Annotated in this window: 26 protein-coding genes and 3 tRNA genes; 6 read left to right on the top strand and 23 right to left on the bottom strand. The window is 59.0% G+C overall.

Annotated features, from left to right (window positions below; all coding sequences use genetic code 11):
• Window positions 1-17: 17 nt before the first annotated feature.
• Entirely contained in the window at window positions 18-728 is a 711-nt protein-coding gene (locus IE091_RS15490) for a 16S rRNA (uracil(1498)-N(3))-methyltransferase (protein ID WP_189464058.1), read from the top strand.
• 13 nt (window positions 729-741) lie between these two features.
• Here IE091_RS15490 and rloA3 read toward each other — a convergent pair whose 3' ends face one another.
• The 13 genes from rloA3 to hemH all read right to left on the bottom strand — a co-directional run bounded on the left by rloA3 (window position 742) and on the right by hemH (window position 12,065).
• A complete protein-coding gene (gene rloA3, locus IE091_RS15495; protein ID WP_016916573.1) occupies window positions 742-1,272 on the bottom strand; it encodes a retropepsin-like aspartic peptidase RloA3 in 531 nt (176 codons plus the stop codon).
• 65 nt (window positions 1,273-1,337) lie between these two features.
• Window positions 1,338-2,594: a lytic murein transglycosylase gene (locus IE091_RS15500; RefSeq protein WP_189464059.1), complete on the bottom strand. Its 1,257-nt coding sequence runs from the start codon at window positions 2,592-2,594 to the stop codon at window positions 1,338-1,340.
• Between the two features lie 67 nt (window positions 2,595-2,661).
• A complete protein-coding gene (locus IE091_RS15505; RefSeq protein WP_227407785.1) occupies window positions 2,662-3,120 on the bottom strand; it encodes a DUF3429 domain-containing protein in 459 nt (152 codons plus the stop codon).
• Complete coding sequence (locus tag IE091_RS15510) at window positions 3,113-4,534, bottom strand: DASH family cryptochrome (protein WP_039182040.1); 1,422 nt, start codon at window positions 4,532-4,534, stop codon at window positions 3,113-3,115. The genes IE091_RS15505 and IE091_RS15510 overlap by 8 nt, the downstream gene beginning before the upstream one ends.
• Window positions 4,518-4,694: a DUF2256 domain-containing protein gene (locus IE091_RS15515; protein ID WP_144980136.1), complete on the bottom strand. Its 177-nt coding sequence runs from the start codon at window positions 4,692-4,694 to the stop codon at window positions 4,518-4,520. Before IE091_RS15515 ends, IE091_RS15510 begins: the two co-directional genes overlap by 17 nt.
• A gap of 198 nt (window positions 4,695-4,892) precedes the next feature.
• Window positions 4,893-5,297 carry a monovalent cation/H(+) antiporter subunit G gene (gene mnhG / locus IE091_RS15520; RefSeq protein ID WP_039182037.1) on the bottom strand — a complete coding sequence of 135 codons (405 nt, stop codon included), beginning with the start codon at window positions 5,295-5,297 and terminating at the stop codon, window positions 4,893-4,895.
• Window positions 5,290-5,559: an MrpF/PhaF family protein gene (locus IE091_RS15525; protein WP_039182034.1), complete on the bottom strand. Its 270-nt coding sequence runs from the start codon at window positions 5,557-5,559 to the stop codon at window positions 5,290-5,292. The genes mnhG and IE091_RS15525 overlap by 8 nt, the downstream gene beginning before the upstream one ends.
• Complete coding sequence (locus tag IE091_RS15530) at window positions 5,559-6,032, bottom strand: Na+/H+ antiporter subunit E (protein ID WP_039182030.1); 474 nt, start codon at window positions 6,030-6,032, stop codon at window positions 5,559-5,561. Before IE091_RS15530 ends, IE091_RS15525 begins: the two co-directional genes overlap by 1 nt.
• Window positions 6,029-7,630 (bottom strand): Na+/H+ antiporter subunit D, encoded by a 1,602-nt coding sequence (locus IE091_RS15535; protein ID WP_039182026.1) that lies wholly within the window; start codon window positions 7,628-7,630, stop codon window positions 6,029-6,031. The genes IE091_RS15530 and IE091_RS15535 overlap by 4 nt, the downstream gene beginning before the upstream one ends.
• On the bottom strand, window positions 7,627-7,974 hold the full coding sequence (locus tag IE091_RS15540; RefSeq protein WP_039182023.1) for a Na+/H+ antiporter subunit C: 348 nt from the start codon (window positions 7,972-7,974) through the stop codon (window positions 7,627-7,629). Before IE091_RS15540 ends, IE091_RS15535 begins: the two co-directional genes overlap by 4 nt.
• Before the next feature lie 33 nt (window positions 7,975-8,007).
• On the bottom strand, window positions 8,008-8,439 hold the full coding sequence (locus tag IE091_RS15545; RefSeq protein ID WP_016916564.1) for a Na+/H+ antiporter subunit B: 432 nt from the start codon (window positions 8,437-8,439) through the stop codon (window positions 8,008-8,010).
• Window positions 8,432-10,780 (bottom strand): putative monovalent cation/H+ antiporter subunit A, encoded by a 2,349-nt coding sequence (locus IE091_RS15550; RefSeq protein ID WP_096921227.1) that lies wholly within the window; start codon window positions 10,778-10,780, stop codon window positions 8,432-8,434. Before IE091_RS15550 ends, IE091_RS15545 begins: the two co-directional genes overlap by 8 nt.
• A gap of 199 nt (window positions 10,781-10,979) precedes the next feature.
• Window positions 10,980-12,065 carry a ferrochelatase gene (hemH, locus tag IE091_RS15555; protein WP_096921228.1) on the bottom strand — a complete coding sequence of 362 codons (1,086 nt, stop codon included), beginning with the start codon at window positions 12,063-12,065 and terminating at the stop codon, window positions 10,980-10,982.
• 118 nt (window positions 12,066-12,183) lie between these two features.
• Between hemH and IE091_RS15560 the strand changes: the two genes are divergently transcribed.
• Window positions 12,184-13,767 carry a cryptochrome/photolyase family protein gene (locus IE091_RS15560; RefSeq protein WP_189464060.1) on the top strand — a complete coding sequence of 528 codons (1,584 nt, stop codon included), beginning with the start codon at window positions 12,184-12,186 and terminating at the stop codon, window positions 13,765-13,767.
• A complete protein-coding gene (locus IE091_RS15565) occupies window positions 13,764-14,171 on the top strand; it encodes a thiol-disulfide oxidoreductase DCC family protein (protein ID WP_189464061.1) in 408 nt (135 codons plus the stop codon). Before IE091_RS15560 ends, IE091_RS15565 begins: the two co-directional genes overlap by 4 nt.
• 10 nt (window positions 14,172-14,181) lie before the next feature.
• Here the strand turns inward: IE091_RS15565 and IE091_RS15570 are convergent, their stop codons facing one another.
• The 9 genes from IE091_RS15570 to rnr form a co-directional block, all read right to left on the bottom strand.
• A complete protein-coding gene (locus IE091_RS15570) occupies window positions 14,182-14,484 on the bottom strand; it encodes a DUF6482 family protein (protein WP_039182006.1) in 303 nt (100 codons plus the stop codon).
• Between the two features lie 140 nt (window positions 14,485-14,624).
• Window positions 14,625-14,918: a hypothetical protein gene (locus IE091_RS15575; protein WP_039182003.1), complete on the bottom strand. Its 294-nt coding sequence runs from the start codon at window positions 14,916-14,918 to the stop codon at window positions 14,625-14,627.
• A gap of 126 nt (window positions 14,919-15,044) precedes the next feature.
• Complete coding sequence (gene dnaB, locus IE091_RS15580; protein ID WP_039182000.1) at window positions 15,045-16,433, bottom strand: replicative DNA helicase; 1,389 nt, start codon at window positions 16,431-16,433, stop codon at window positions 15,045-15,047.
• Window positions 16,434-16,668: 235 nt separating this feature from the next.
• Window positions 16,669-17,115 (bottom strand): 50S ribosomal protein L9, encoded by a 447-nt coding sequence (gene rplI, locus IE091_RS15585; RefSeq protein ID WP_016916556.1) that lies wholly within the window; start codon window positions 17,113-17,115, stop codon window positions 16,669-16,671.
• Window positions 17,116-17,130: 15 nt separating this feature from the next.
• Window positions 17,131-17,982, bottom strand: a complete 852-nt coding sequence (locus IE091_RS15590) for a hypothetical protein (RefSeq protein WP_039181996.1) — start codon at window positions 17,980-17,982, stop codon at window positions 17,131-17,133.
• A 12-nt stretch (window positions 17,983-17,994) separates the two neighbouring features.
• Window positions 17,995-18,222, bottom strand: a complete 228-nt coding sequence (gene rpsR / locus IE091_RS15595) for a 30S ribosomal protein S18 (protein WP_009097135.1) — start codon at window positions 18,220-18,222, stop codon at window positions 17,995-17,997.
• A gap of 33 nt (window positions 18,223-18,255) precedes the next feature.
• Window positions 18,256-18,633, bottom strand: coding sequence for a 30S ribosomal protein S6 (gene rpsF, locus IE091_RS15600; RefSeq protein ID WP_016916554.1), 378 nt, complete (start codon window positions 18,631-18,633; stop codon window positions 18,256-18,258).
• A 211-nt stretch (window positions 18,634-18,844) separates the two neighbouring features.
• A complete protein-coding gene (gene rlmB, locus IE091_RS15605; RefSeq protein ID WP_081192232.1) occupies window positions 18,845-19,654 on the bottom strand; it encodes a 23S rRNA (guanosine(2251)-2'-O)-methyltransferase RlmB in 810 nt (269 codons plus the stop codon).
• A gap of 2 nt (window positions 19,655-19,656) precedes the next feature.
• Entirely contained in the window at window positions 19,657-22,050 is a 2,394-nt protein-coding gene (gene rnr, locus IE091_RS15610) for a ribonuclease R (RefSeq protein ID WP_100731287.1), read from the bottom strand.
• A gap of 270 nt (window positions 22,051-22,320) precedes the next feature.
• On the opposite strand from rnr, the gene IE091_RS15615 reads away from it, so the two are divergent.
• From IE091_RS15615 to IE091_RS15625, 3 genes are all read left to right on the top strand, one after another.
• A tRNA-Leu gene (locus IE091_RS15615) sits at window positions 22,321-22,407 on the top strand.
• Between the two features lie 84 nt (window positions 22,408-22,491).
• Window positions 22,492-22,578 (top strand) — tRNA-Leu (locus tag IE091_RS15620).
• A gap of 64 nt (window positions 22,579-22,642) precedes the next feature.
• Window positions 22,643-22,729, top strand: a tRNA-Leu gene (locus IE091_RS15625).
• Window positions 22,730-23,022: 293 nt separating this feature from the next.
• Here IE091_RS15625 and IE091_RS15630 read toward each other — a convergent pair.
• Window positions 23,023-23,871 (bottom strand): DNA/RNA non-specific endonuclease, encoded by an 849-nt coding sequence (locus tag IE091_RS15630; protein WP_039181985.1) that lies wholly within the window; start codon window positions 23,869-23,871, stop codon window positions 23,023-23,025.
• Window positions 23,872-23,982: the final 111 nt, after the last annotated feature.

Consider the following 23,982-nt stretch of genomic DNA (forward strand, 5'->3'; position numbering starts at 1 on the left):
ACTAATAGACGACCATCATGAATCTGATTTTGCTCGACCCCAGTGAGGTGAACGGCCAACGAGCCCACCTGACCGACACCCGCCGCCTGACGCATCTGCGCGACGTACATCGCGCCCAGCCGGGGGACCAACTGAGCGTGGGCGTTCAGGGAGGCAACATGGGCAAGGCCGAGCTGGTCGAGCTGAGCGACAGCGTTGCCACCTTCCACCTGGGCCCGCTGGAAACGCCTCCACCGCCCCCGCTACCGGTGCATCTGGTGCTGGCCTTGCCGCGCCCGCGCATGCTGGCCCGCACGCTGGAACATGTCACTGCGCTAGGCGTGAAACAGATTACCCTACTGCACACCCAGCGTGTGGAGAAAAGCTACTGGCAATCGCCGGAGCTACGCCCAGAAAAGGTGCACCAGCATCTCCTGCTCGGGTTGGAGCAGGCACGCGACACGCAGCTCCCGCAGGTCACGCTGTGCAAGGGCTTTCGCCCTTTTCTGGAAGATCGCCTGAACGGCGTACTACACGAGCGACGGGGGCTCGTTGCTCACCCCGGCATGCCCGACGCCTGCCCACGCGGCATCGACGAGCCCTGTGCACTTTTCGTGGGGCCAGAGGGTGGTTTTATCGAATGGGAAGTCGAGCAACTGCTGGCAACAGGATGCGAGGGCATGCACCTGGGCCCGCGCATCCTGAGAGTAGAAACCGCCGTGACGGCGCTGCTGGCACGGCTGTTCTGACTCACCCTATTGATCAGGTTTGATCGTCTTCGGGGTCGTGGGGAACGTACTCGGCATTCTCCCCACACTCCGGTGTCTGCAGGAACGTTCTGCGCACATCCAGCAATCCAAGGTGGCTGATCGTGCGACGCCCCAGCAGCAGCGGGTAAATCATTTCTTCACGGTCGCGCAGGCTGAACTGCTCTTCATAGATGGTGTCGCCCATGCACACATCCATCAGCACCACGGGGCGTTCATCGCGCCCACCGGCGCCGCGCACGGTTTGCTCACGATAAAGCGGACGTTCGATTTCGTCGCTGAAGGTCTCACCGCTAGCCTGGTCCTCAAGCTTTAAGCGAAAGCGCACCCAGTCTTCGCCATCCTTCTCGAAAATCTCGATGTCACGGGCGTCCAGCGACGAGGTCAGCGCACCGCTGTCCAGTTTGGCCTTGACGCCAATGCCCCAAGGCTCGATGAACGCATTCTCCACCCAGCCGAACACCTTGTCCTCAGCCTGTACGCTGGCACTCGCCATCAGCACACTCGCCAGAGCCGTCATGCCCATGGCCTTTCGCAGTCTATTCACCATCGCAACGCATCCTTGATAGTTGGATTAAAGGGGTAATGGAATTATGGCAGTCGCTCGAGCAGCGATTGAGTGGCAAAGCCATCTGGCACCAGCCCTTGATCACGTTGGAAGGCTCGCACACCTGCCTGGGTATTGGGTCCCATGATGCCATCGGCGGTGCCCACCGAATAACCGGCGTTGTTCAACCGCTGTTGCAGCGTTCTGACATCGTCGCGCGACAAAGGTGCCTCATGAGTGGGCCAGGACTGAGTAATGCCCTGACGCCCGGCAATGGCATCGGCCAATGTCGCCACCGCCAACGCATAGCTGGTCGCATTGTTGTAGCGCAAAATGGCACGGAAGTTGGGGCCTACGATGAATGCTGGGCCACTGGCGCCTGCTGGCACGATGACGGCAGCGCTATCGAAAGCAGGCAAATCGCCATTCACTGCTCGTACGCCCTGCGCGGCCCATTGGGCCGAGCTCAAACGCTCGGTTTGCGAGTAGTCGAACGCATCAGGCAGCACCACTTCGGCTCCCCAGGGCTGGCCTGCTTGCCAACCGGCGCGGGCCAGGTAGTTGGCCGTCGAGGCCATGACATCGGGAATACTGCCCCAGATGTCACGCCGTCCATCGTTGTCGCCGTCCACCGCATAGGCTTCGAAGCTGCTGGGGATGAACTGAGTATGCCCCATGGCCCCGGCCCAGGAGCCGCGCATCTCATCGGCGGCGATATCTCCCTGATCGATGATACGCAGCGCTGCCAGAAGCTCTCCGCGGGCAAAATCACGGCGACGGCCGTCGTAGGCCAGGGTGGCGAGTGACTCCAGCGTCGAAAAGTCACCAAAGTTGCTGCCGTAATTACTCTCGACACCCCAGATAGCAACGATGATTTCGGCAGGCACCCCATAGCGCTGCTGCATCTGTTGAGCAGTATCGCGATGCTGGGCATACTTTTCACGACCATTGGCAATGCGCGTACTGGACACTGCGCTATCGAGGTATTGCCAGATGGGCCTGACGAACTCGGGCTGATAACGATCCAGCTCGATCACGCGCTCGCGATAACGCACACCGTCCAGCGCTTTGGCCAGAGTAGCTTCACTGATCCCTTGATTGGCGGCGTAACGGCGGAAATCACTCAGCCACTGGTTGAAGCTGGCATATTGAACCTGCTCGGCGGCCCTCGCATCGACTTCGGTCATCAGTTGAGGGCTGGCTTGGGCAGATTGCCCCCCCAAAGCCAGCATCGTTGCCAGTATCAAGGCTGGCTTGAAGGTGGGCGCGAAAGCGGGTGATGCTTGGGATTTCAATAACATGTCATCGTCTCATGGCTGTCCTTGGCGTGGCTGTGATAATGGCTCAGAAACGGGTCTGATACCAGCCTCAGGCCATGAGCCGCCACAGCACCACCAGGTGGGCAGCCCCCACGATACCGGTCAGCACACAGCGTAACCCTGTGTACCAGCGAGGAAATCCTTCACGGCCATCGCGGCTGACATCGTAAAGACCAATGAGCACAAAGCCTGCCAACAGCACCCATAGCCCCGTCACCACATCGAACATCAGCGCAGGCCAGGCGATCAGGCTAGGCACCATGGCCAGTAGCAGGCGCCTGCCGTTACCCAGCCGCGAGACCTGCAGCGCACTGCCCCAATGAACGCCACCCAGAAACGACAGAATCACCGCACTGTAGTAAGTAAACCCGTAAATCGCCGTGACCTGCCAGGCGGTAGGCGCCCACCATGCTGCGCCACTCGCCGCAATGAACGGGATCAGCCCGGCCAGACCCAAGCCCCATGCCAATCGACATTCGTTCATGACGCGTCCTGCTTCCTTACTCATCGGTCTCCTCGAACTCTTCGGCAGAAATCAGCCAGCGGTGCCATTCACTGGGCAGCACACAAGGCGCATCGAATCTGGAAGGCGCGACTCGCCAGGGCTGGTGCCGTTCGAGGCCAAAGGGCAAGGACTCGAGGGCGGGCAGCCAGTATGCGACATAGAGACCTTTGGGGTCGTAATGCCCCGCCTGCTTCAGCACATTGAAATAGCGGTCTTGCCGAGGGTCTCGCCCTACTCCGGCAATGTAGCGCCAATTACCCCAATTACTGGCCACGTCGTAATCGATCAGGCAATGCTCGAACCAGCCAGCGCCCAAGCGCCAATCAACGCCCAGGTCCTTGACAAGAAAACTGGCCACATTCTGCCGTGCGCGGTTGGATATCCATCCGGTCCCTTTGAGCTCGACCATCGCCGCATCGATGAACGGGACCCCTGTCTCGCCATCACGCCAGCGATTGAACGCCTCGCTGGGTACGGGGAGTTGCTCGCGACCAAATAACGTGGCCCCTTCCAATTGCGCGGCGCGATGGAAGTAGTCACGCCACAATAGTTCGAACACGATCCAGTAGCTGGACTCGCAGCTACCGTTGATGGCTTCCCAGGCCTTGACCTCTCGATGTATTTGTCGAGCAGAGAGGCAACCTCTGGCCAGCCAGGGCGAAAACCGCGTCGAAAAATTGGCACCCAGCAAGCCATTGCGGGTCTTTTTGTAAGACTCAGCGCCGTTCTGCCGCCACAGATAGTGCTGCAGCCGGTCTCGGGCGGCAGATTCACCGCCTACGAATACAAAGCCTTGGCGCTTGTCTGGCTGCCAGGCCGCGCTCTGCTGACACACATCCTTGAGCGGCGGGAAGCCACGGGGGGCGTCGTCTGGCCACCCAGGCAGCGTCACTGGCATGCTCAGCGGCTCGGGGATCTCGCAATGCTTTTCCACATGGCGACGAAACGCCGAAAAGCTGGCGGGCAAATCTTCCAGCGTAAACGGCAGCGCCGAGGCGTCAATCAGATAACCGCTATCGGAACGCACCAGTGAGCAATACTCGGGCAGCGACTCGGCCACTTGATCGATGTGGGCACGCTCTTCGCAGCCTGAGTGCTCGGCAACCAACACTTGTCGAGCATTGAGACGCGTGGCCATGGCCACCACCTCTTCGGCAGGGTGACCGATACGTACCAGCAGATCGCTGCCCAATTGCAGCAGCTCGCCTCGCAGCTCCATCAGGCTTTGCCACAAGAAACGCAGGCGCGCCGGGCCAAGGCGGCAAGTCTCTTCGCCTGATATATTGGAGCGCAACCATGCGCGGTCCAGTACATAAAGGCAAACCAGTTGATCAGGGGCGGATGTGAAATGTAACAAGGGGTTGTCCGCTACACGGAGATTATCCTGTAGCCAGACAATATCAGTCGTGCTGTTCATGCTCGTGCCTCCTCGGCGTGCTGTGCTGTCTGGCTTCGCGTCGGCAACGTTCGCTGCAAAAACGCACTTCCTCCCAACAGCGCGCCCATTTTTTCCGCCAAGTAAATGGGCGCAGGCATTGAACGCAGTCTTTTTCCGGTAGGTCTTGTTTTCGTCTCATCTGTCCATCTCGCTACGCGTCAATCACCGCGCCACGCTTTCATACATGGACACTATATATTATACAGTACATATATTGTATATAATTTGGCGAGCATAGTGTGCCGCTACACGCATTGCGTAAAAGACAGCCCTCCGTTGGCACAGCCATAAAAAAAGCCACCCGAAGGTGGCCTTTAGCTAACTCGTTGATTAGCTGTCAATCAGGGTCTGTTGGTCGAGGTTGACGTTTGGCGTTTTCCTCGGTTTCCAGCCCACTCTTCAATTCATGGGTGAGCGGATCATAATTGGGCCTGAGCTCGTCCTTCACCGTACCGCTCCATAGACGGGAGCCCACGAAGTAACCCGCCCTGCCAATCACGTGAGCGGCAATGGGCGCTGTGATCAAAATAAAGACGATGATCGCGAACGCACGTGCGACCACCCCTACTTCGGCAAAGTGCATGGCCGCCGCCAGCATGATCAAGATAACGCCCAGCGCGGCGGCCTTGGTAGTGGCATGCATGCGGGTCAACAAGTCGGGCAGGCGCAGCAAACCGATGGAAGCCAGCAGCATGAAGCTGGCGCCGGTCAACACCAGCGTTCCTTTGACAAAATCAATCATCACGCGGTCCCCCACGTTCCAGAAAGCGAGCGAATCCTATGGCGGCCAAGAAGCCCATCAGCGCGATGACGATGGCGGCATCCAGAAAGCTCGATACACCTGACTGAATGGCGTACACCCCCACCAGCCCCACTACCGTGGTGGAAAACAGCTCCAGCGCCACCACTCGGTCCGGCAAGCTGGGGCCTCGCACCACGCGCACAAAGGTCAATATCAGGGCGCAGCCCATCAAGACCTGGCTAATCAAAATCACGGTATCCATCAGCGAAATAACTCCAGGGCTCGGTGCTCCATCTCTTTGAGGCTGCGTCTCAGCTCATCTTCATCGTCCAGGAACATGGCATGGATATAGAGCACTCGGCGATCATCGGAGACGTCCAGACTCAAGGTACCCGGCGTCAGCGAAATCAGGTTGGCCACCATGGTGATCTCCATTTCCGTGCGTGCCGCCAGCGGCAGTGCAATGACGCCTGGCTGCATGTGCCAGGGTGGCGTCAGGATGTCGAACGCGACACGTAGATTGGCCTGCACCAGCTCTTTCATGAAGAAACCGATGAAGCCGATGATGCGCGGCACTCGTAAAGGGTATCCCTTCAGCGCCTCGACCTGAGGCTCGATCAATACCAGCGCAATATAACCAAACACCATGCCTACCAGCAGGTTCAAGCCCGAGAAATCACCGCTCAACAGTACCCAGGCCAGGCCGAGTAACAAGTTCCAAATTGCACCGGTCATGGAGCTTCCTCCTGAACTTCACTCGCCTGATCCACGCCCGCATCTGCCGCTTCCAGCAGTGCATCGATGACATTCGCTGACTCGCCGAGCACGGCTTCAATGTAGCCTGCCGGGTTCATCAATTGATCGCCAATCTGATTCATGACCTGCATGATGGGCTCGGCGAAAACACCCACCAGCAGCGACATCATGGCCAATACGATCACCGGCAGATACATCATCCACAGGCTCGGTTTGAGCATACGGCCATCATCGCCTGTGGGCGTTTGGGTTGCAGGCACCTTGTTCTCTTCCGGCAAGGCTTTCCAGAACACTTCGTTCCAGATCTTGACCATGGAGTAGAGGGTCATCAAGCCCACGGCCAAAGCAATCCCGGTGGCTACATAGGCGCCCGCTTCCAGGCCTGCTCGCACCAGTACGAACTTGGCGAAGAAACCGGACAGCGGCGGTATGCCTGCCAACGAGAAAGCCGAAATGAAGAACGCGACGGCAAGCCAGGGGCGCTCGCGATAAAGCCCGCCCATCTTCTTGAGCTGATAGGTACCCTGCAAGCGGTGCGTGATACCACTGATCAGGAACAGGTTCGTTTTTACGATGATGTTGTGCATGATCGCAAACACGCCACCGGCGATGGCCAGCGGGGTATAGAGCGCCAGACCAAGAATCATGTAGCCAATCTGGCTGACGATGTGAAACGAGAGAATACGGCGGAATTCATACTGCGCCGCCGCCCCCAGCACGCCGGTCACCATGGTCAAGACTGCCCCCCACAACATGATGTCCTGGAGATAGCCCATGGTCTGATCGAAGATCAGCGTGAAAACGCGGAACAGCGAGTACACCCCGACCTTCGTCAGCAGCCCGGCAAACAGCGCCGATACCGCCACGGGCGGCGTGTGATAGGACGCGGGCAGCCAGAAAAACAGCGGAAACGCGGCCGCCTTGATACCAAAGGCCACCATGAACATCACGGCCAGCACTTCCACCATGCCACTGTGTTCGGCTTCGTCCATGCGCAGGGCGATATCGGCCATGTTCAGCGAACCGACCGTGCCATACAGTAGACCGACGGCGGTCAGAAAGATCACCGATGCCAACAGGTTCAGCGTCACATACTTGATGGCTCCTTCCATCTGGGCACGCTCGCCACCCAGAATCAGCAGCGCAAACGATGCCACCAGCATCACCTCGAACCACACGTAGAGGTTGAACATGTCGCCGGTCAGGAAGGCTCCGGCCACACCGGCCAGCAGCAGGTGCATCAGCGGGTAGTAGCCGAATTTTTCATGGCCACGCCCGGTGGTGGCCAATGAGTAAATACCCATGGCCAGACCGATGATGCCGGTCAGCAGGATCATCACGGCACTGAGCATGTCCGCCACCAGCGTAATGCCGAATGGCGCGGGCCAGTTGCCCATCTGCATGGTGATATAGCCGTCGTTCAGTACCGCGACAAACAGCCATAGACTGACCGCCAGCAGCGCAACGTTACCGGCAACGGCCACAAAACGCTGCATGGGCCGCGACCGCCAGAACAGCAGCGATATTGCCCCCGAAAGCAGAGGCAACAAAACGGGAAGTGCGACTTCAGGCCTCACGTGTCGGTATCCTTCATCTTGTCCAAATCATCCGCCTTGACGATTTCATAGGCGCGGCGAATCAGTACGACGGCAAACGCCAGCACGCCAAACGCGATGACGATGGCGGTCAGCACCACTGCCTGGGGCAGCGGGTCTGCCACGGGCCCCAATGGCTGCAGCATGCCCTCGGGAATCAGAGGGGGTGCGCCACGGGTCATGCCTGCGGTGGTAAAAATCAACAAGTTGGCGCCGTTGGAAAGCAGCAGCAAACCGATCACCAGCTTGACGATCGAACGTCGCAGCATCATGAATACGGCAGTGGCGTACAGCAAACCAATCGCCAGGGCCATTAACGGTTCCATGGGGAGCCTCCTGTGTTATCCGGGGTATGCAGCTCAAGGCTCATCCTTGTCCACCTCCATCAACGCCATGACCATGCCCATGACGGAACCCAACACCGCCAGATAGACGCCCACGTCGAAGATCAGCGGCGTAGAGGCCTTGAACTCGATACCGGGAATCGTCCACCACTGTGCAGTCAAGAAGGGCTCACCCATGAACCAGGCGGGCACCACCGAGATCATGCCCAACAGCAGCCCCGCCCCGACCAGGTCGCGGGGGTCGACCATGCGCAGCACTTCTCGGGTGGCGCTGGCACCAAAGGCGAACAGGTAAAGCGCAAACGCCCCCGCCGCCACCAGCCCGGCGATGAAGCCGCCGCCGGGCTCGTCATGGCCACGCAGCAACAGAAAAATAGAGAACATCAGTTGCAGCGGCATCAAAAAGCGTGCCGCCGTATTGAGAATGATCGTACCTGACTTAACCATCGTAGGGCTCCTTGACGCTGCTCTTCTCCGCCTCTACTGATTTGCCCTGGGGGCCATCGTGACGCAGTTTCAACATGGCAATGACACCAATGGCGGCCAGCGCCAGCACGAACATTTCGCCCAGCGTATCCAGGGCACGGTAGTCCACCAGAATCACGTTGACGATGTTGCGCCCATGAGCCAGCGGTGCGCTGTTCTCGACCATGTACGTGGAAATGGTTTCGAACTGGTCGATGCTCCATGCCGTCATGATCAACAGGAAGATCATGACCCCCATGGCAGCTGCCACGGCACCGTCACGCACGCGCTCGAGGCTGGTCGAGAGGTTGGAGTAACGCGGCAAGCGAAACAGCACCAGCACCAGCAGAATGACCGTCATGGTCTCTACCAGCAGCTGGGTGATGCCGAGATCGGGGGCACTGAACAGAATGAAGATCAGCGCAATCGAGAAGCCCATGATGCCAACCGACACCACGGCTCCCAGGCGCGAGCGCGAGATGGTGGCAAAAATTGCCCCCATGGCCATGGTACCGACCACGATGATTTCATGAAAACGTACGTCCAGCGTCAGCGCCAGCTGGGGCGAGTGGCGCAGCAGAATCGAATTACCGACCAGGCCGATCAACACCACCAGCATCACCAGAATGTAATTACGCATGTAGCCATTCTGCAGAATATGGGTCTGCCACTCGGAGAAGCGTACGACGCCATTCATGAAGCCTTCATAGCCTGCTTCCGGCCCATAGCGCATGACCGGTGCCAATCGCGCCAAATGGCTGCGCACCTCGTCCCAACGCTTGAACAGCAAAAAGCCCAGCGCCATGCTCACCAGCGACATGATCAGCGCCACGTTGATACCGTGCCACAGCGACAGGGTAACCGTCAGCGCATCGCCCACTACCGAAGTGGCCGCAGCGGTCAGCAGTGCATCCACCCCCAGCAGCGCGGGCGCCAGCCCCAGCAGTAGCGAGCCGCAGGCCAGCAGTGCAGGCCCCAACAGCATGCTAAACGGCGCTTCATGGGCGACCTTGGGAGTGGCATGCTGCGCGCCAAAGAAAGGGCGCAGCGCAATGATGGCCGCCACGGCAATGGTCAGAATGGCCGAGAAGAACGCAAACAGCACCAGCATCAGACGCACGCTGTCGGCGCCCAAGGCAGCCTCCAGCATCAGCTCCTTGCCAATGAAACCGAACAGCGGTGGAACCCCGGCCAACGACAGCGCCGCCACGAAGGCAATCGTCGCCGTCACGGGCATGGCTCTCCGCAAGCCCCCCATGGCCGTGACATCCTTGGTACCCGTTTCATGGTCCAGAATACCCGCCACCATGAAGAGCGCGCCTTTGTACATGGAGTGCGCCAGCAGGAAGGTGACGAACGCCGTCATGGCATAGTCGGAGCCAATGCCCAGCAGCATGGTCAAGGTGCCCAGCGCCATGATCGTCGAGTAGGCCAGCAGCTTCTTGATATTGGTGTGGTGGATCGCCAGGAAGGCGCCCGTCAGCATGGTGGTCGCACCCACCACCGAGAGAATGCCCACCCACATGCCGGTACCGCCCAGTTCGGGCTGCAGGCGCGCCAGCAGGTAGATACCCGCCTTGACCATGGTGGCCGAGTGCAGGTAAGCCGAGACCGGCGTTGGCGCCGCCATGGCATTCGGCAGCCAGAAATGAAACGGGAACTGCGCCGACTTGGTGAACGCCCCGAGCAGCAGGCAGATCAACATGGGCGTATAGAGCGCATGCTCGCGCAGGTTGTCGTCGGACTGCAGAATCTCGCTCAGCGACCAGCTGCCGCTGGCCACACCCAGCAGGACCAGTCCCGCCATCAGCGCAAGGCCACCGGAAACGGTCACGAACAAGCCCTGGCGAGCCGACTTTCTGGCCTCGATATCGTTATGGTTGAAGCCGATCAACAGATACGAGGTGATACTGGTCAGTTCCCAGAACACGAACAGGGTCAACAGGCCATCGGCCATGACCAGCCCCATCATGGAGGCCATGAAGGCCACCAGCGCCAGATGGAAGCGGGCAATATCCGGATGGCCTTTCAAGTACCCGCCAGCATAGATCAGTACGCAAGTACCGATGACGGAAATCAGCAGGCCAAACAGCAGCGACAGGCCATCCAGCAAAAAGCTCAGGCTGATCCCCAGCGAGGGCACCCACGCCCACTCCAGCAGTTGCGGCCCTTCAGTCAGCACCACCGGCGCTTGGCCAATCAGCCACGCGGCCATCAGCGCTGGAAACAGCGCAAGCACCAAACTGGTTCGTTCCCTACACCAGAGGTTGAGCAGCGGTGACGACGCTGCCAGCACGAAGCCTATTAAAACGGCAAATTGCATCCGGCGTTCTCTCCCTAAAATAAGCGCAAACTATTCCCGTGAGCGGCGCATGGTACGACATGTGCCGCTTAAACGTTGAATAAATGTGATTTTATATGCACAAACCTTATACCAGCCCTTCGAAAAACTCCAGACACCTCGCTGGCATAAAAAAGCCGCTCGGCCAGTGGCCAAAGCGGCGTCAGCGCGAGCAGAAATCTTACTGAGCGGGCACGGGCAACCAGCCCAACAGCTCATTGTTGACCACGGCCAACAGGGCATCGATATGGTCATCGCGATCATTCAGGCAAGGAATATAGCTGAACGTCTCGCCACCGGCCTCCATGAAGCTGTCGTGAATTTCCTCCTTGATCTCTTCGAGGGTTTCCACACAGTCGGAGGAGAAGGCAGGTGACAGAATGGCAATGTGCTTGTGGCCCTGCCTGGCCAGCTCGGCCACATGGTCCACGGTTTGCGGGCCTACCCACTTTTCCGGGCCAAACTGTGACTGGAAGGCGGTATCGACCTCCTCCTTGCTCAACCCCAGACGCTCACGCATCAAGCGCGTGGTTTTCTGGCACTGGCAGTGGTAGGGGTCGCCTTCCATCAGATAGCGTTCCGGCACACCGTGGTAGCTGGCCACGAGCTTGGTGGGACGGCTTTCAAAGCCGTCGTACGCCTCTTGCACCGAGTTGGCCAGCGCCTGGATGTAAGCCGGATGTTCAAAGTAGGCCGGCACCGTACGCAGGTAGGGCTGCCACTTCATCTTCATCAGCGTGCGAAAGGCCTGATCGTTGGCAGTAGCCGTGGTGGGCGAGCCGTACTGCGGGTAGAGGGGGAAGAATACGATGCGTTCGCAGCCCTTCTCTTTCATGCGATTCAGCACGCTTTCCGTGGAAGGGTTGCCATAGCGCATGCAGAAATCGACCTCGACACTGTCGCCATACAGCGCTTTCAGCCGGGCGGTCATCTTTTCCGTTTGTGCACGGGTAATGGTCAGCAACGGGCTCTCGTCTTTTTCGGTGTTCCAGATGCTTTTGTAGGCATGGCCCGACGTAAAGGGGCGCTTGGTCAGAATGATGAGCTGCAGCAGCGGCTGCCATTTCCAACCCGCATAGTCCACGACCCGCTTATCCGACAGGAATTCGTTGAGATAGCGCCGCATGGACCAGTAGTCAGTCGCATCGGGAGTCCCCAGATTGGCCAGCACCACGCCCACCTTAGCGGGGGCAACCGGAGGATGACTGCTTGGCGCGTGGGCCAAGCGCCCTTCACCTGGTTGATCCTTTACAACGCTGTCGGCCATCTCACTTACTCCTGGGGGCTGTCGATCATTCACAATGGTCTAAATCTTATCACTTTTCAGCAAAGACGCGGGATAAAGTTATACTATCAACATAATTTGTATAACTGTAGGCCAACCCATGTCCAAGCCTTTGCTACTCATTCTGGGCGACCAGCTTAGCCCGTCGCTTCCGACACTTCGCCAGGCCCCTGAAGGCGCAGTAGTGGCGTTCTGTGAGGTCGCTGAAGAAGCACGCTACGTCCCTCACCATATACACAAGATCGGCCTCTTTCTGGCCGCCATGCGACATTTTGCCCAACAACTGCGCGACCAAGGCTTCAACGTTCATTACAGCCGCATGGACGATGCGGATAACACCCAATCATTGATCAATGAAGCCGAGCGGCTGGCAAGACAGTACCAGTGCGATGAAATTCGTGTGACGCGCCCCGGCGAGTGGCGGCTGTGGAACGCCATGCAGCAGCGTCAGGCCGCTTCACTGCCCTGGAAAATCCTGGAAGACGACCGCTTCTTCACCACCCCAGACGACTTTGCCCAATGGGCCAAGGGGCGTAAGCAAATCCGCCTCGAATACTTCTACCGGGAACAGCGTAAACGTACCAGGCTACTGATGGAAGGCGACGCCCCCATGGGCGGACAGTGGAATTTCGACCACGATAACAGAGAACCCTTACAGCCTGGGCTGAGCTTCCCCCAACTGCCCATGCACGGGCAGGATGAAATCACTAAGGAAGCGCTGGCCAATGCCGCCGAGTGGTTCCCCGAGCACATGGGCGAGATCGAGACCTTCAACTTGCCGGTCACCCGACGTCAAGCACTGGTAGACCTGAAGCACTTCATCACCCACGGGCTGGCCGACTTTGGCCGCTATCAGGATGCCATCAGCGACCAGTCACCCTACCTGTACCACTCGCGCCTCTCTGCTGCCATGAACATTGGCCTGCTCACGCCCTTCGAAGTATGCGAAGAAGCGGCTGCGCAATATCAGGCAGGCAAGGCACCGATCAACGCCGTGGAAGGGTTCATACGGCAGATTCTCGGGTGGCGTGAGTACGTGCGCGGCCTCTACTGGACGCGCATGCCGGATTACAAACGTGAGAACCAGCTGGGTTTTCAGCGCGACTTGCCCGCCTTCTACTGGGATGCGAAGACCGACATGCGCTGCCTGCAACGCGCCATCCAGATGACCATCGACCACAGCTACGCGCATCATATTCAGCGCCTGATGGTCACGGGCAACTTCGCCCTGCTCTGCGGGGTCAAGCCAGAGGCGCTGTGCGACTGGTACCTGGCCGTTTACGCCGACGCCTGCGAGTGGGTCGAGCTACCCAACACCTTGGGTATGGTGCTGCACGCGGACGGCGGCTTGATGGGCTCCAAGCCCTATTGCGCTTCCGGCAAATACATCGACAAGATGTCCGACCACTGCCAGCACTGTCGCTACTCCCCCAAGCAGGTCACCGGCCCCAAGGCCTGTCCGCTCAACAGTCTCTACTGGCATTTTCTGGAGACCCATGCCGAACAGCTCAATCGGAATCCACGCATGAAACTGATCTACGGCTCGCTGGCACGCATGAAAGAGGAAAAACGCGACGCCATGCGCCAGCAGGCAGAGCAGTTCCTGGCATCGCTCCCCACTGCCGCCGATTACGGGCAAGCCGTTCACACCCAGGGATACACCCACGAGGAGCGCTCCTCATGAGCCGTTTCGCCACGCTGCATACCGAACCACCGGTCACGCTCTACCACGATGGACACTGCCCCTTTTGTCGCGTCGAAGTGGCCTGGCTGGCCAAACACCGACACCAGCAGCGCATTCGTCTGGTCGATATTCAGCACGAGGATTTCGACCCCGGCGCATTGGGGCTCAGCTTCGAAGCCATGATGGGGCAACTGCATCTTCAGGATCAGCAGGGAAATTGGTATGTCGGGATGGATGCCAGCCGGGCCCTGTATGCCGTGTTGGGCTACAGGCGGCTGGTAAGACTGTCTTGCTTGCCTGGCCTGCGCGCCGTCATGGATGCAGGCTATCGGTTCTTTGCCCGTCGCCGAATTCGGCTGGGCCAATGGTGGGAAAAATGCGGGTCACGCTCGCGCAATCAGTGATGCCTGGGCGTCAGAATACCAGCGGCATACGCGAGGTCAGCGGCGCGCTGTAGTGGGCGTCGCGACCAATGACTTCATCCTGAGGCACGTGCTGAACGAGGTAAGCCCGGTGGATACCGGCCCGCTTGAGTTCGAGGTACACATCGTCCAGCGCTCGAAACAGCATAGGCTTGCCACGTTGGGTCAGCATATGACGCTCACCCTCGACGTCTTCGAGCTCGACCTGATAGAAACGGCTGCCCGAATGCGTGATTACCCGGATTTCAAAATTGTCATGACGTTCGACGAACTGTTTAAGCTCTTTAAGTTCCATGGTTCCCTCCTGTTATTGGTCATCGCCATGGAGCAGAGCATGCCTTTGCCCCATGACAATAGTATTACCTTGGCACTATCCCCCTAAGAGGGCAATAACAGAAAAGAGTTCCTGACCGAAACGTCAAGATGTGTGTCGTATTACTGATATTCCGAGGGGTCGATGGCCTTGCCAAGCGAGTTGCGATCGATCCAGTTGCCCCCTTTGGTTTCCTTGTAACGGAACACGACCTTGTCGCCAATGGTGACAGGTAATTCCGCATCTTCTGTTTGGTAGCTGTACTGCTCCCCTTCCACTACCAGGTGGTAGCGATAGAGATCGGGCATGCCCAACCACTCTTTGAAGGGACCTTCACGCTCTAACGACTGGAGCTCACCCCGACCTTCCAGCTTGGGAAGCCGCTTACGGTTACCGCGCCTAAAACCACCTGCCATGCGTTACTCCTGTCTATCTACCAATGCGATTGACCCACGCTTCTCATCCCGCCCTTCCAGTGAGGGTTACCCAGACGACTCAGCCAACGGGGAGCGCATTATACGTGCTCCCCTCTCAGCCTCAAGTCAATCGCCGAAGGCTTCACCGTAACTATCCGGCGCCAGGTCTTCGAAGCGCGTGTATTTGCCTATGAAGGCCATGTGTACCGTCCCGATGGGACCATTACGCTGTTTACCAATGATCAACTCGGCCAGGCCCTGGTTGTCCGGGTTATCGCGGTTATACACTTCGTCGCGATACACGAAGGCAATGACGTCTGCATCCTGCTCGATCGCGCCCGATTCGCGAAGGTCCGACATGACTGGACGCTTGTTGGGACGCTGCTCCAGCGAGCGGTTCAGCTGGGAAAGCGCCACCACCGGGCACTGGAACTCCTTGGCCAGGCCTTTCAGCGAACGCGAAATTTCCGAGATCTCGCCCGTGCGGTTTTCGTTAAAGCCAGGAATCTGCATCAACTGCAGATAGTCGATCATGATCAAGGCGATATTGCCGTGCTCACGCACCACCCGACGTAGCCGTGAGCGCATCTCATTGGGTGACAAGGCTGCCGTGTCATCGATGAACAGCTGCTTGTCTTTCAGCAGGTTCACCGCCGAGGTCAGCCGCGGCCAATCTTCGTCTTCCAACTGACCCGAACGCACGCGGGTCTGATCGATACGTCCCAATGACGAGAGCACACGCAGCATCAGCGATTCGGCGGGCATCTCCATGGAAAACACCATTACCGGCTTGTCACTGGAAATGACCGCATGCTCGACCAGGTTCATGGCGAAGGTGGTCTTGCCCATCGAGGGCCGCCCGGCAATGATGACCAGATCGGAAGGCTGCAGGCCCGAAGTCATCTCATCCAGATCACGAAAGCCGGTGGAAAGGCCGGTCATTTCCCCTTTCAGGTTGAACAGCTCATCGATCCGATCCACGGCCTTGGTGAGCAGGTCACTCATGCCAATGGGGCCACCGGTCTTGGGCCGCTCTTCGGCAATCTGGAACACCAGCCGCTCGGCCTCGTTGAGCAGCTCGTCGGCGGGCCTGCCCTGAGGCGAAAAAGCCCCTTCGGCAATCTGGTTGGCCGCCCGAATGAGCTTACGCAGCGTGGCACGCTCACGGACAATATCGGCATAGGCGCGTATGTTGCTGGCCGAAGGTGTGTTGCGCGCCAGCTCGGCCAGAAAACTCAGCCCGCCCACCGTATCCAGCTGGTCACGGGCTTCCAGCGCCTCGGAAAGGGTCACGACGTCCAGCGGCTGGCCCGATTCGGCCAGATGTGTCATCACATTGAACACCAGCCGGTGTTCATAGCGGTAAAAATCGTCGGCCACCAGACGCTCGGAGACGTTGTCCCACGCCTGGTTGTCCAGCATGAGCCCGCCTAACACCGACTGCTCCGCTTCCAATGAATGCGGTGGCAGTTTTAACGCTGCCGTTTCCTGATCAGCAGAAGGCTGGTCCTGCATTGCGAGCTCCTTAACAATTACCCGATAGCCAACGGCGCTTATCTTAGCCGTGCGGCTCGGATAACACCACTGGCCCCCACGTAAAGGGAGGGCTTTATAAGCCTGCTGTGTCGCCCCTTGCCAAAAGAGCCCCAGGGCCTAAAAAGACAAAGTACCTATAAAGACAAAGTACCTAAAAAGACAAAGGGCGCGGGAGAACCCGCGCCCTTTGAGGCGTCAGCGTTGGCGAGTATGATTACTCGGCGACAACGACCACGCGTACAACGGCGTCCACTTCTGCATGCAGGTGGAGGTCGATGTCGTATTCGCCAGTTTGACGAATCGGGCCTTGCGGCATGCGTACTTCGCTCTTGGCGACGTCGATTCCAGCAGAGGAGATCGCGTCGGCCAGGTCACGAGGACCGATAGAGCCGAACAGCTTGCCTTCGTCGCCTGCCTTGGACACCAACGACAGTTCGATGTCGTTGAGTTGCTCGGCACGCGCCTGGGCTTCTGCCTTACGCTCAGCGGCTTGCGCTTCGAGCTCGGCACGCTGCGCTTCGAACGCTTCGATGTTGTCCTTGGTGGCCGGTACGGCTAAGCCGTAAGGCACCAGGTAGTTACGACCATAACCAGGCTTGACAGTGACCTTGTCACCCAGGCCGCCCAGCTTACCAATCTTGTCGAGCAGAATGACTTCCATCTCGTAAACCTCTTGTCAGTTGCTGCGGGCAAGGCGTGCGCGAACGTTCGCAAATGTATCGATCAGCCCCAACAGCAGCACAATGAGAATCGTGGGCCAGGTCGTGATCAGCAGCACATAAAATGCCACCAGCCACAGCCCGTTCATCCCCTTTATTCCAATAAAACCATGCACCAACGCAATACCGGCAATCAGCAGCGGAACCCAACACAGCATCGCCAGTGCCTGCGCACCAAGCGCCATGCCTGCCACTCCCAGCACCACCAGAACGACAAGTTCACGGGGGTTCAGGCGCAACGCATGAAACTCTTCGCGAAAGCCACCGGGGTTGTACAGCCCGGCTTGCCAGCTGCGGGCCAGCGCCAGGCAGATAATGGCGGCCAGCAACACGACCAAGCCCGTCACACCACCGATGACCATGGCAGCCAAGGCCGTCGTATCGACGCCCTGGTTGGCAAACTCGGTGAGCATGCGGTCGATCTCGGTAGAGCTCTCCCGCAGCTGCTCCAGCATGAGCTGCGTTCCCCCTGGCGGGCTGAAAATGCCCAGCTGAACCATGACCGCGGCAGCCAATGTGCCCACGATCAAGGCTTCGCTCCAGCGCATCCGCTCGCGCAGGATGACGGACATCAGCGTGACCAGCAGAACGCTGGCCAGTGGTATCACATCACCTTGTGCCCACCAGAAACCGGCAGGCAGAGCAGCGGCGATGATGACCGGCAGCGCAGGAGCGAACCCCTTGCGCAAGGTCACCAGTGCGGCAATGGCAGCGCCTAGCCAAAACAGCCAGGGCACCAGCGATGCCAGGGCCGCCCCGCCTACGGCATAGGGCGTTCCGCGCATCAGCCATCTTGCCAGTGCCAGCATCACGTTAAACGCTTACTGATGGCTATCGGAGTAGGGCAGCAGTGCCAGGTAGCGTGAACGCTTGATAGCGGTCGCCAGCTGACGCTGATAGCGTGCTTTGGTGCCGGTGATACGGCTCGGAACGATCTTGCCGGTTTCCGTGATGTAAGCCTTCAGCGTGTCGAGATCTTTGTAGTCGATCTGCTTGACGCCTTCAGCAGTGAAGCGGCAAAACTTGCGGCGACGGAAAAAACGTGCCATGGACTAGCTCCTTAAAACGTGCAGTGGATAGAATCAGGCAGTTTCTTCAGCTTCAGCGCGCGGCTTTTCTTCGCGACGCGGACGCTTTTCTTCTGCCGGCTTCATCATCGGAGAAGCTTCGGTAACGGCTTCCTTGCAGCGCACAACCAGGCTGCGGATGATGGCGTCGTTGAAGCGGAAGATGTTCTCGATTTCTTCGAGAGTCTCGCCGGTGCACTCAACGTTCATCAGCACGTAGTGGGCTTTGTGGATCTTGTTGATCGGGTAAGCCAGGTGACGACGGCCCCAATCTTCCAGACGATGCACAGTACCGCCGCTTTCGGTGACGATGCTGGTGTAGCGCTCGACCATTGCCGGTACTTGCTCGCTCTGATCCGGGTGGACCATGAACACGATTTCATAATGACGCATGGAATCTCCTTGCGGTTTGGCAGCTTCCTGAGTGTGCCGAAGCATATGCTCTGACAGCGACTGGGAAGCAAGGAGTTGACTGAAATGCCCTTGGCAAGCCACGTATGGCTGAAAAGAACATCAAGCAGATAAAACCAGTGTCGTAGTGGGGTTACCAATACGAACGCCCGCTTATGTATAAACGGGCGCAAGCATTCTAGTGGGACGGAGGCTAACTTGCAAGCTGCCGCTGACGCACCGCTTCAAACAGACAGATACCGGCAGCCACCGAGACATTCAGGCTAGATACCTGCCCCGCCATGGGCAGCTTGGCCAGATGATCACACGCTTCCCGCGTCAACCGGCGCAACCCCTTGCCTTCGGCACCCATCACCAGCGCGGTCGGGCCGGTGAAGTCGATATCGAATACGCTGGCCTGTGCCTCACCGGCGGTGCCGGTGATCCACACGCCCTCTTCCTTGAGCCTGGCCAGCGTGCGCGCCAGATTGGTGACCTGATAGACCGGCACCACCTCTGCGGCACCACAGGCGACTTTTCTGACCGTGGCGTTGAGCGGCGCCGCCTTGTCCTTGGCCACGATCACTCCATGGGCACCCGAGGCATCGGCACTGCGCAGGCACGCGCCAAAGTTATGCACGTCGGTGACGCCATCCAGCACCAGCAGCAAAGGAGGCGTATCCGACGGCCAGGCGCGGAGCTTGAGCCACAAAGACTCCTCTCCTTCTGCCATCAAGGGGGCACAGAAGGCAACCACCCCCTGATGCGCCGCCCCTTGGGTCAACTGGTCGAGCACGTCACGCGACTGCTCCTTGACCGCCGCACCACTGGCTCGGGCATCGGCCACCAGCGTTTGCAAACGCTGGCCTGCGCCCTGCTGCACCCACAGCTCCTTGGGCGACTCGCCCCGTGCCAGCAGGCTTTCCAGGGCATGCACACCATAGACGTGATCCAGCCCATCGGGCGTACGGACAGAAGTGCGCGTAGCCGGGCGAGGGCCACGTCGAGACGACGCCGATTTCATGCTCAACCCTTTTTCGGAGATGGTTTACGTGAGCCACTGCGCGTACGGCGCGGGCCGCGACGGGCGGGCTGCTCACCGGCTGCCGCCTTTGCCCCAGCGCCCTTTGCACCCGAGCCGTCACTACGACGCTTGCGCGGCTGACGCTGCGGGCGCGGCTTGTCATCGGCAAGACCGAAGTCGATCTTGCGATCATCCATGTCCACCCGCGCCACTTGCACGGTCAGGCCATCGCCCAGGCGATAGGTGGTGCCGGTGCGCTCACCCTTGAGACGATGCTTCTCGGCTTCGTAGTGGTAGTAGTCGGAAGGCAGTGACGTGACGTGCACCAGCCCTTCCACAAAGAAGTCATCGAGACGCACGAAGAGCCCGAACTGGGTCACCGAGGCGATGGTGCCCTCAAAGGTTTCGCCCAGCTTGTCCGACATGAACTCGCACTTGAGCCAGCTCTCCACGTCACGGGTGGCTTCATCGGCCCGCCGCTCGGTCATGGAGCAGTGTTCGCCCAGCTCCAGCATCTGCTCGAAGGTATAGGGGCACCACTTGCTCGGCGGATCCACCGGCGCACCCTCTACCCGCACCACGGTGGCGGTCTGGCGCGGCCCGCGAATCACCGAGCGAATGGCCCGATGCACCAGCAGGTCAGGATAACGCCGAATGGGCGACGTGAAATGGGCGTAGGCCTGGTAAGCAAGGCCGAAGTGCCCCTCGTTCTGCGGCGAATAGACCGCCTGATTCATCGAGCGCAGCATCACGGTCTGGATGATGTCGGCATCCGGGCGGTCGGCAATCGCTTCCCGCAGTGCCTGGTAATCCTGAGGCGTCGGCTCGTCGCCGCCGCCCACCGAAAGCCCCAGCTCACTCAGGAACAGGCGAAGCTTGTCGAGCCGCTCAGGGGTCGGGCGCTCGTGGATACGATACAGCGCCGGCAGGTCGTGCTTGTCGAGGAAACGCGCCGTCGCCACGTTGGCGGCCAGCATGCACTCCTCGATCAGCTTGTGGGCATCGTTACGGCTACGCGGCACGATCTTCTCGATCTTGCGCTCTTCATTGAAGATGATCGCCGTTTCCGTGGTATCGAAGTCGATTGCCCCACGCTCTTCCCGAGCAGCGCGCAGCAGGCCGTACAGCTCATGCAGGTTCTTGAGCGGCTTGACCAGCTCGGCGTGCTCCCGACGCAGCGCCTCCCCTTCTTCACTCTCGCCGTCCAGCATGGCCGCCACCTTGTTATAGGTGAGTCGGGCATGGGAATTCATCACGGCTTCATAGAAGGAGTAGCGGCTGATGGCACCGGTCCTGGAAATGTTCATTTCGCACACCATCACCAGCCGGTCGACGTGCGGATTCAATGAACAAAGACCGTTGGAAAGCAGCTCGGGCAGCATGGGCACCACTTGCCCCGGGAAGTAGACCGAGTTGCCGCGGGTGCGCGCTTCGTCATCCAGCGCGGTACCAGGGCGCACATAATGAGAAACGTCGGCAATCGCGACGACCAGCTTCCAGCTACCGGACTTGGTCTTCCAGGCACACACCGCATCGTCGAAATCCTTGGCGGACTCGTCGTCGATGGTCACCAGCGGCAGGTCGCGCAGATCGACGCGGTGCTGCTTGTCGGCTTCCAGCACTTCAGCGGAGATTTCGCTGATCTGATCCACTACCTCCGGCGGAAACTCGGCGGGAATGTCGTAGCTGCGGATGGCGATGTCGATTTCCATGCCGGGGTCCATACGCTCCCCCAGCACTTCGATCACTTCACCCACTGGCTGAACCCGAGTGGCAGGCTGCTGGACGATCCTGGCTGAGATCACCTGACCATCCTTGGCACCACCACTAACGGTGTGCGGGATGATCACTTCCTGGGTAATCCGCGGGTTTTCGGGAATGAGAATCCCGAATTCCGGCGTATTGCTGCGGTATACGCCCACCATGGTCTCGGTATTACGGGCAATCACTTCGGCAATCGTGGCTTCCTCTCGACCGCGACGGTCTCGCCCACTGACGCGTACCAATACGTGGTCACCGTGGAAGACGCGACGCATCTGACGGGGCGGCAGCAGCAGGTCCGGCTTCTTGCCGTCATCACGCAGCACGAAGCCAAACCCATCCCGATGGCCCAGCACCTTGCCCTTGATCAGGTCGAGCTTGTCGATCAGTGCATAGGCGCCTCGGCGGTCGCGCAGCACCTGGCCGTCGCGCTCCATGGCCGCCATACGCCGACGCACCGCTTCCAGATGGTCTTCGTCTTCGATGCCCAACATGCGGCTCATGTTTTCATGGGTGATCGGCTTGCCATAGCTTTCCAGGGCAGCCAACAGGTATTCACGGCTAGGAGCCGGGTTATCGTAATTCTTCGCCTCGCGCTCGGCGTGCGGATCATCACTCAACGTCCAGTACTTCATGCGATCAACATCCTTGATAACGGTTGCGGGAGGCGAACAAAAAGCGCGGGCAGCGTGCACTGCGGGCGAAAGGCATGTGCGCCTCGAAGGGCGTCGTGTTCAACTAACGATGAGTTGAAATAAGTCATGTTTTGTTTGGTCATGGGCGCAGTATAGCGCCGCCCGTTCAATCACCCAACCACTTGGGGCTGCAAACCCCGGTTTTTTACATTAAAAAAATCACCCAGGGGCTTGCATTTAGCCACAGCCTCGGTATCATACGCGCCACTTGCCCAGATGGCGGAATTGGTAGACGCGCTAGCTTCAGGTGCTAGTGACCGTATGGTCGTGGAGGTTCAAGTCCTCTTCTGGGCACCAACTGTTTCATGTTATCCCCTTTCATGAATCAGCACGGTGCGGCGGCAAGTAAAGCAGTGAAAGAAAGGCAGTACGTTCGTGTTCGCCCAGGTGGCGGAATTGGTAGACGCGCTAGCTTCAGGTGCTAGTGACCGTATGGTCGTGGAGGTTCAAGTCCTCTCCTGGGCACCATGCGAACACCGACGTAATGGCTGAATATATTGTGAAAGCAGTACAGCAGTGAAAGAGTCGATACGCCCAGGTGGCGGAATTGGTAGACGCGCTAGCTTCAGGTGCTAGTGACCGTACGGTCGTGGAGGTTCAAGTCCTCTCCTGGGCACCATCGATGCCCCCGTATCGCTCTTGCTTTCGTATTATCCCATCTAATGTGTTTCTATCTGTTTGCTGTCCCTCATCAGTCGCTCTCTTTTGGCAAACCCTCATCTGTATGCTTCTATTCTCTGATACCCTTTTGCTCTGATACTTTTTCTTCCCCACTATTTTTCTTCTGCCTGCCTTCTCTTCTGCCTGTTTATCTCATACGCATCGAGCCAATGCCGTTCGAGCATTGCCGTGTCTGCGCTCAAGCGGCAGGCCAGGGCAACGCCTTGGCCTGCCAGCATGCAGCGTACCGTACTACTGGAACCTGCCTGGGCGACGAGATACCTCCTCCAGCGCCCACCCCTGGGTGCGCAGCTCGCCTTCCAGCACGGCTTCAAGCTGAGGTGAGAGATTCGGGAAAAAATTCAGCCCGGTGCGGGCTTCGATCTCATCGATGGTCACCAGGTAGTCGTTCAGCGGCTCATTGCCCTGCACGTCCTGGGGCATGATGAAGGCCAGCGCCAGGGGCGCCTCATCATGGGGTGCCACGATGATCTTGTAAAAGGCTTCGGGTATTTCCACCCACCCCACGCGGTTGAAGACGTTATCCATGAAGCGCTCGGGGTAGACCGGCCCGGTAATCACCTGCAAGCGATCGAAACGCGGCGCAAAGTGATCCATGACGGAGGCTTCGAGCCGCTGCCAGAGCTGGCGATTCAGATTCGGCCGCTGGGGAAGCATGTTGCTCATCAAGAACGTGTCCACCTGCGCGCTGCGCCCATGCACGGCAGCAATGGCGTAGTTGGGCGCCAGATGTCCTCTGTCGTAGCCACTGCCGGAATAGCTATCGGTACTCACCGGCCACAGCATGCGCCAGTCTGGCTGGAAATTGGGCCTGGGGCCAATACGCATATCCTCAGGCACGGCCTCTACCTGGTAGCTGACCCACAAGGCCCCCACCCGTACATCCGACCATCCCACTAAAAAGCCATCGTTACGCAGTACACGGTGCAGGCTGGTAGGGTGCAATGTTTCCCAGGTGGGTACGCCCATCCAGGTATAAGCTTGCTGGTGCTGGCGCCCTTGATACTCCCACAAGCCCGTACCGACCAGCACGAACAGCACGGCAATGCCCAAGCGTCGCCCCTGACGACGCCAGCGCAAAAGTGATTGTAACTATTCAGCACCGGTTGGCTGAGTCGGGGCTTCTTGCTGCATGAAGGCTGGCACCTCCCCCGCAAACAGTTGCTCCAGTGCGGTATGCGCCGCCACCCC

Origin of the sequence: Vreelandella hamiltonii, assembly GCF_014651775.1 — a bacterium.
In the GTDB taxonomy this organism is placed as follows: domain Bacteria; phylum Pseudomonadota; class Gammaproteobacteria; order Pseudomonadales; family Halomonadaceae; genus Vreelandella; species Vreelandella hamiltonii.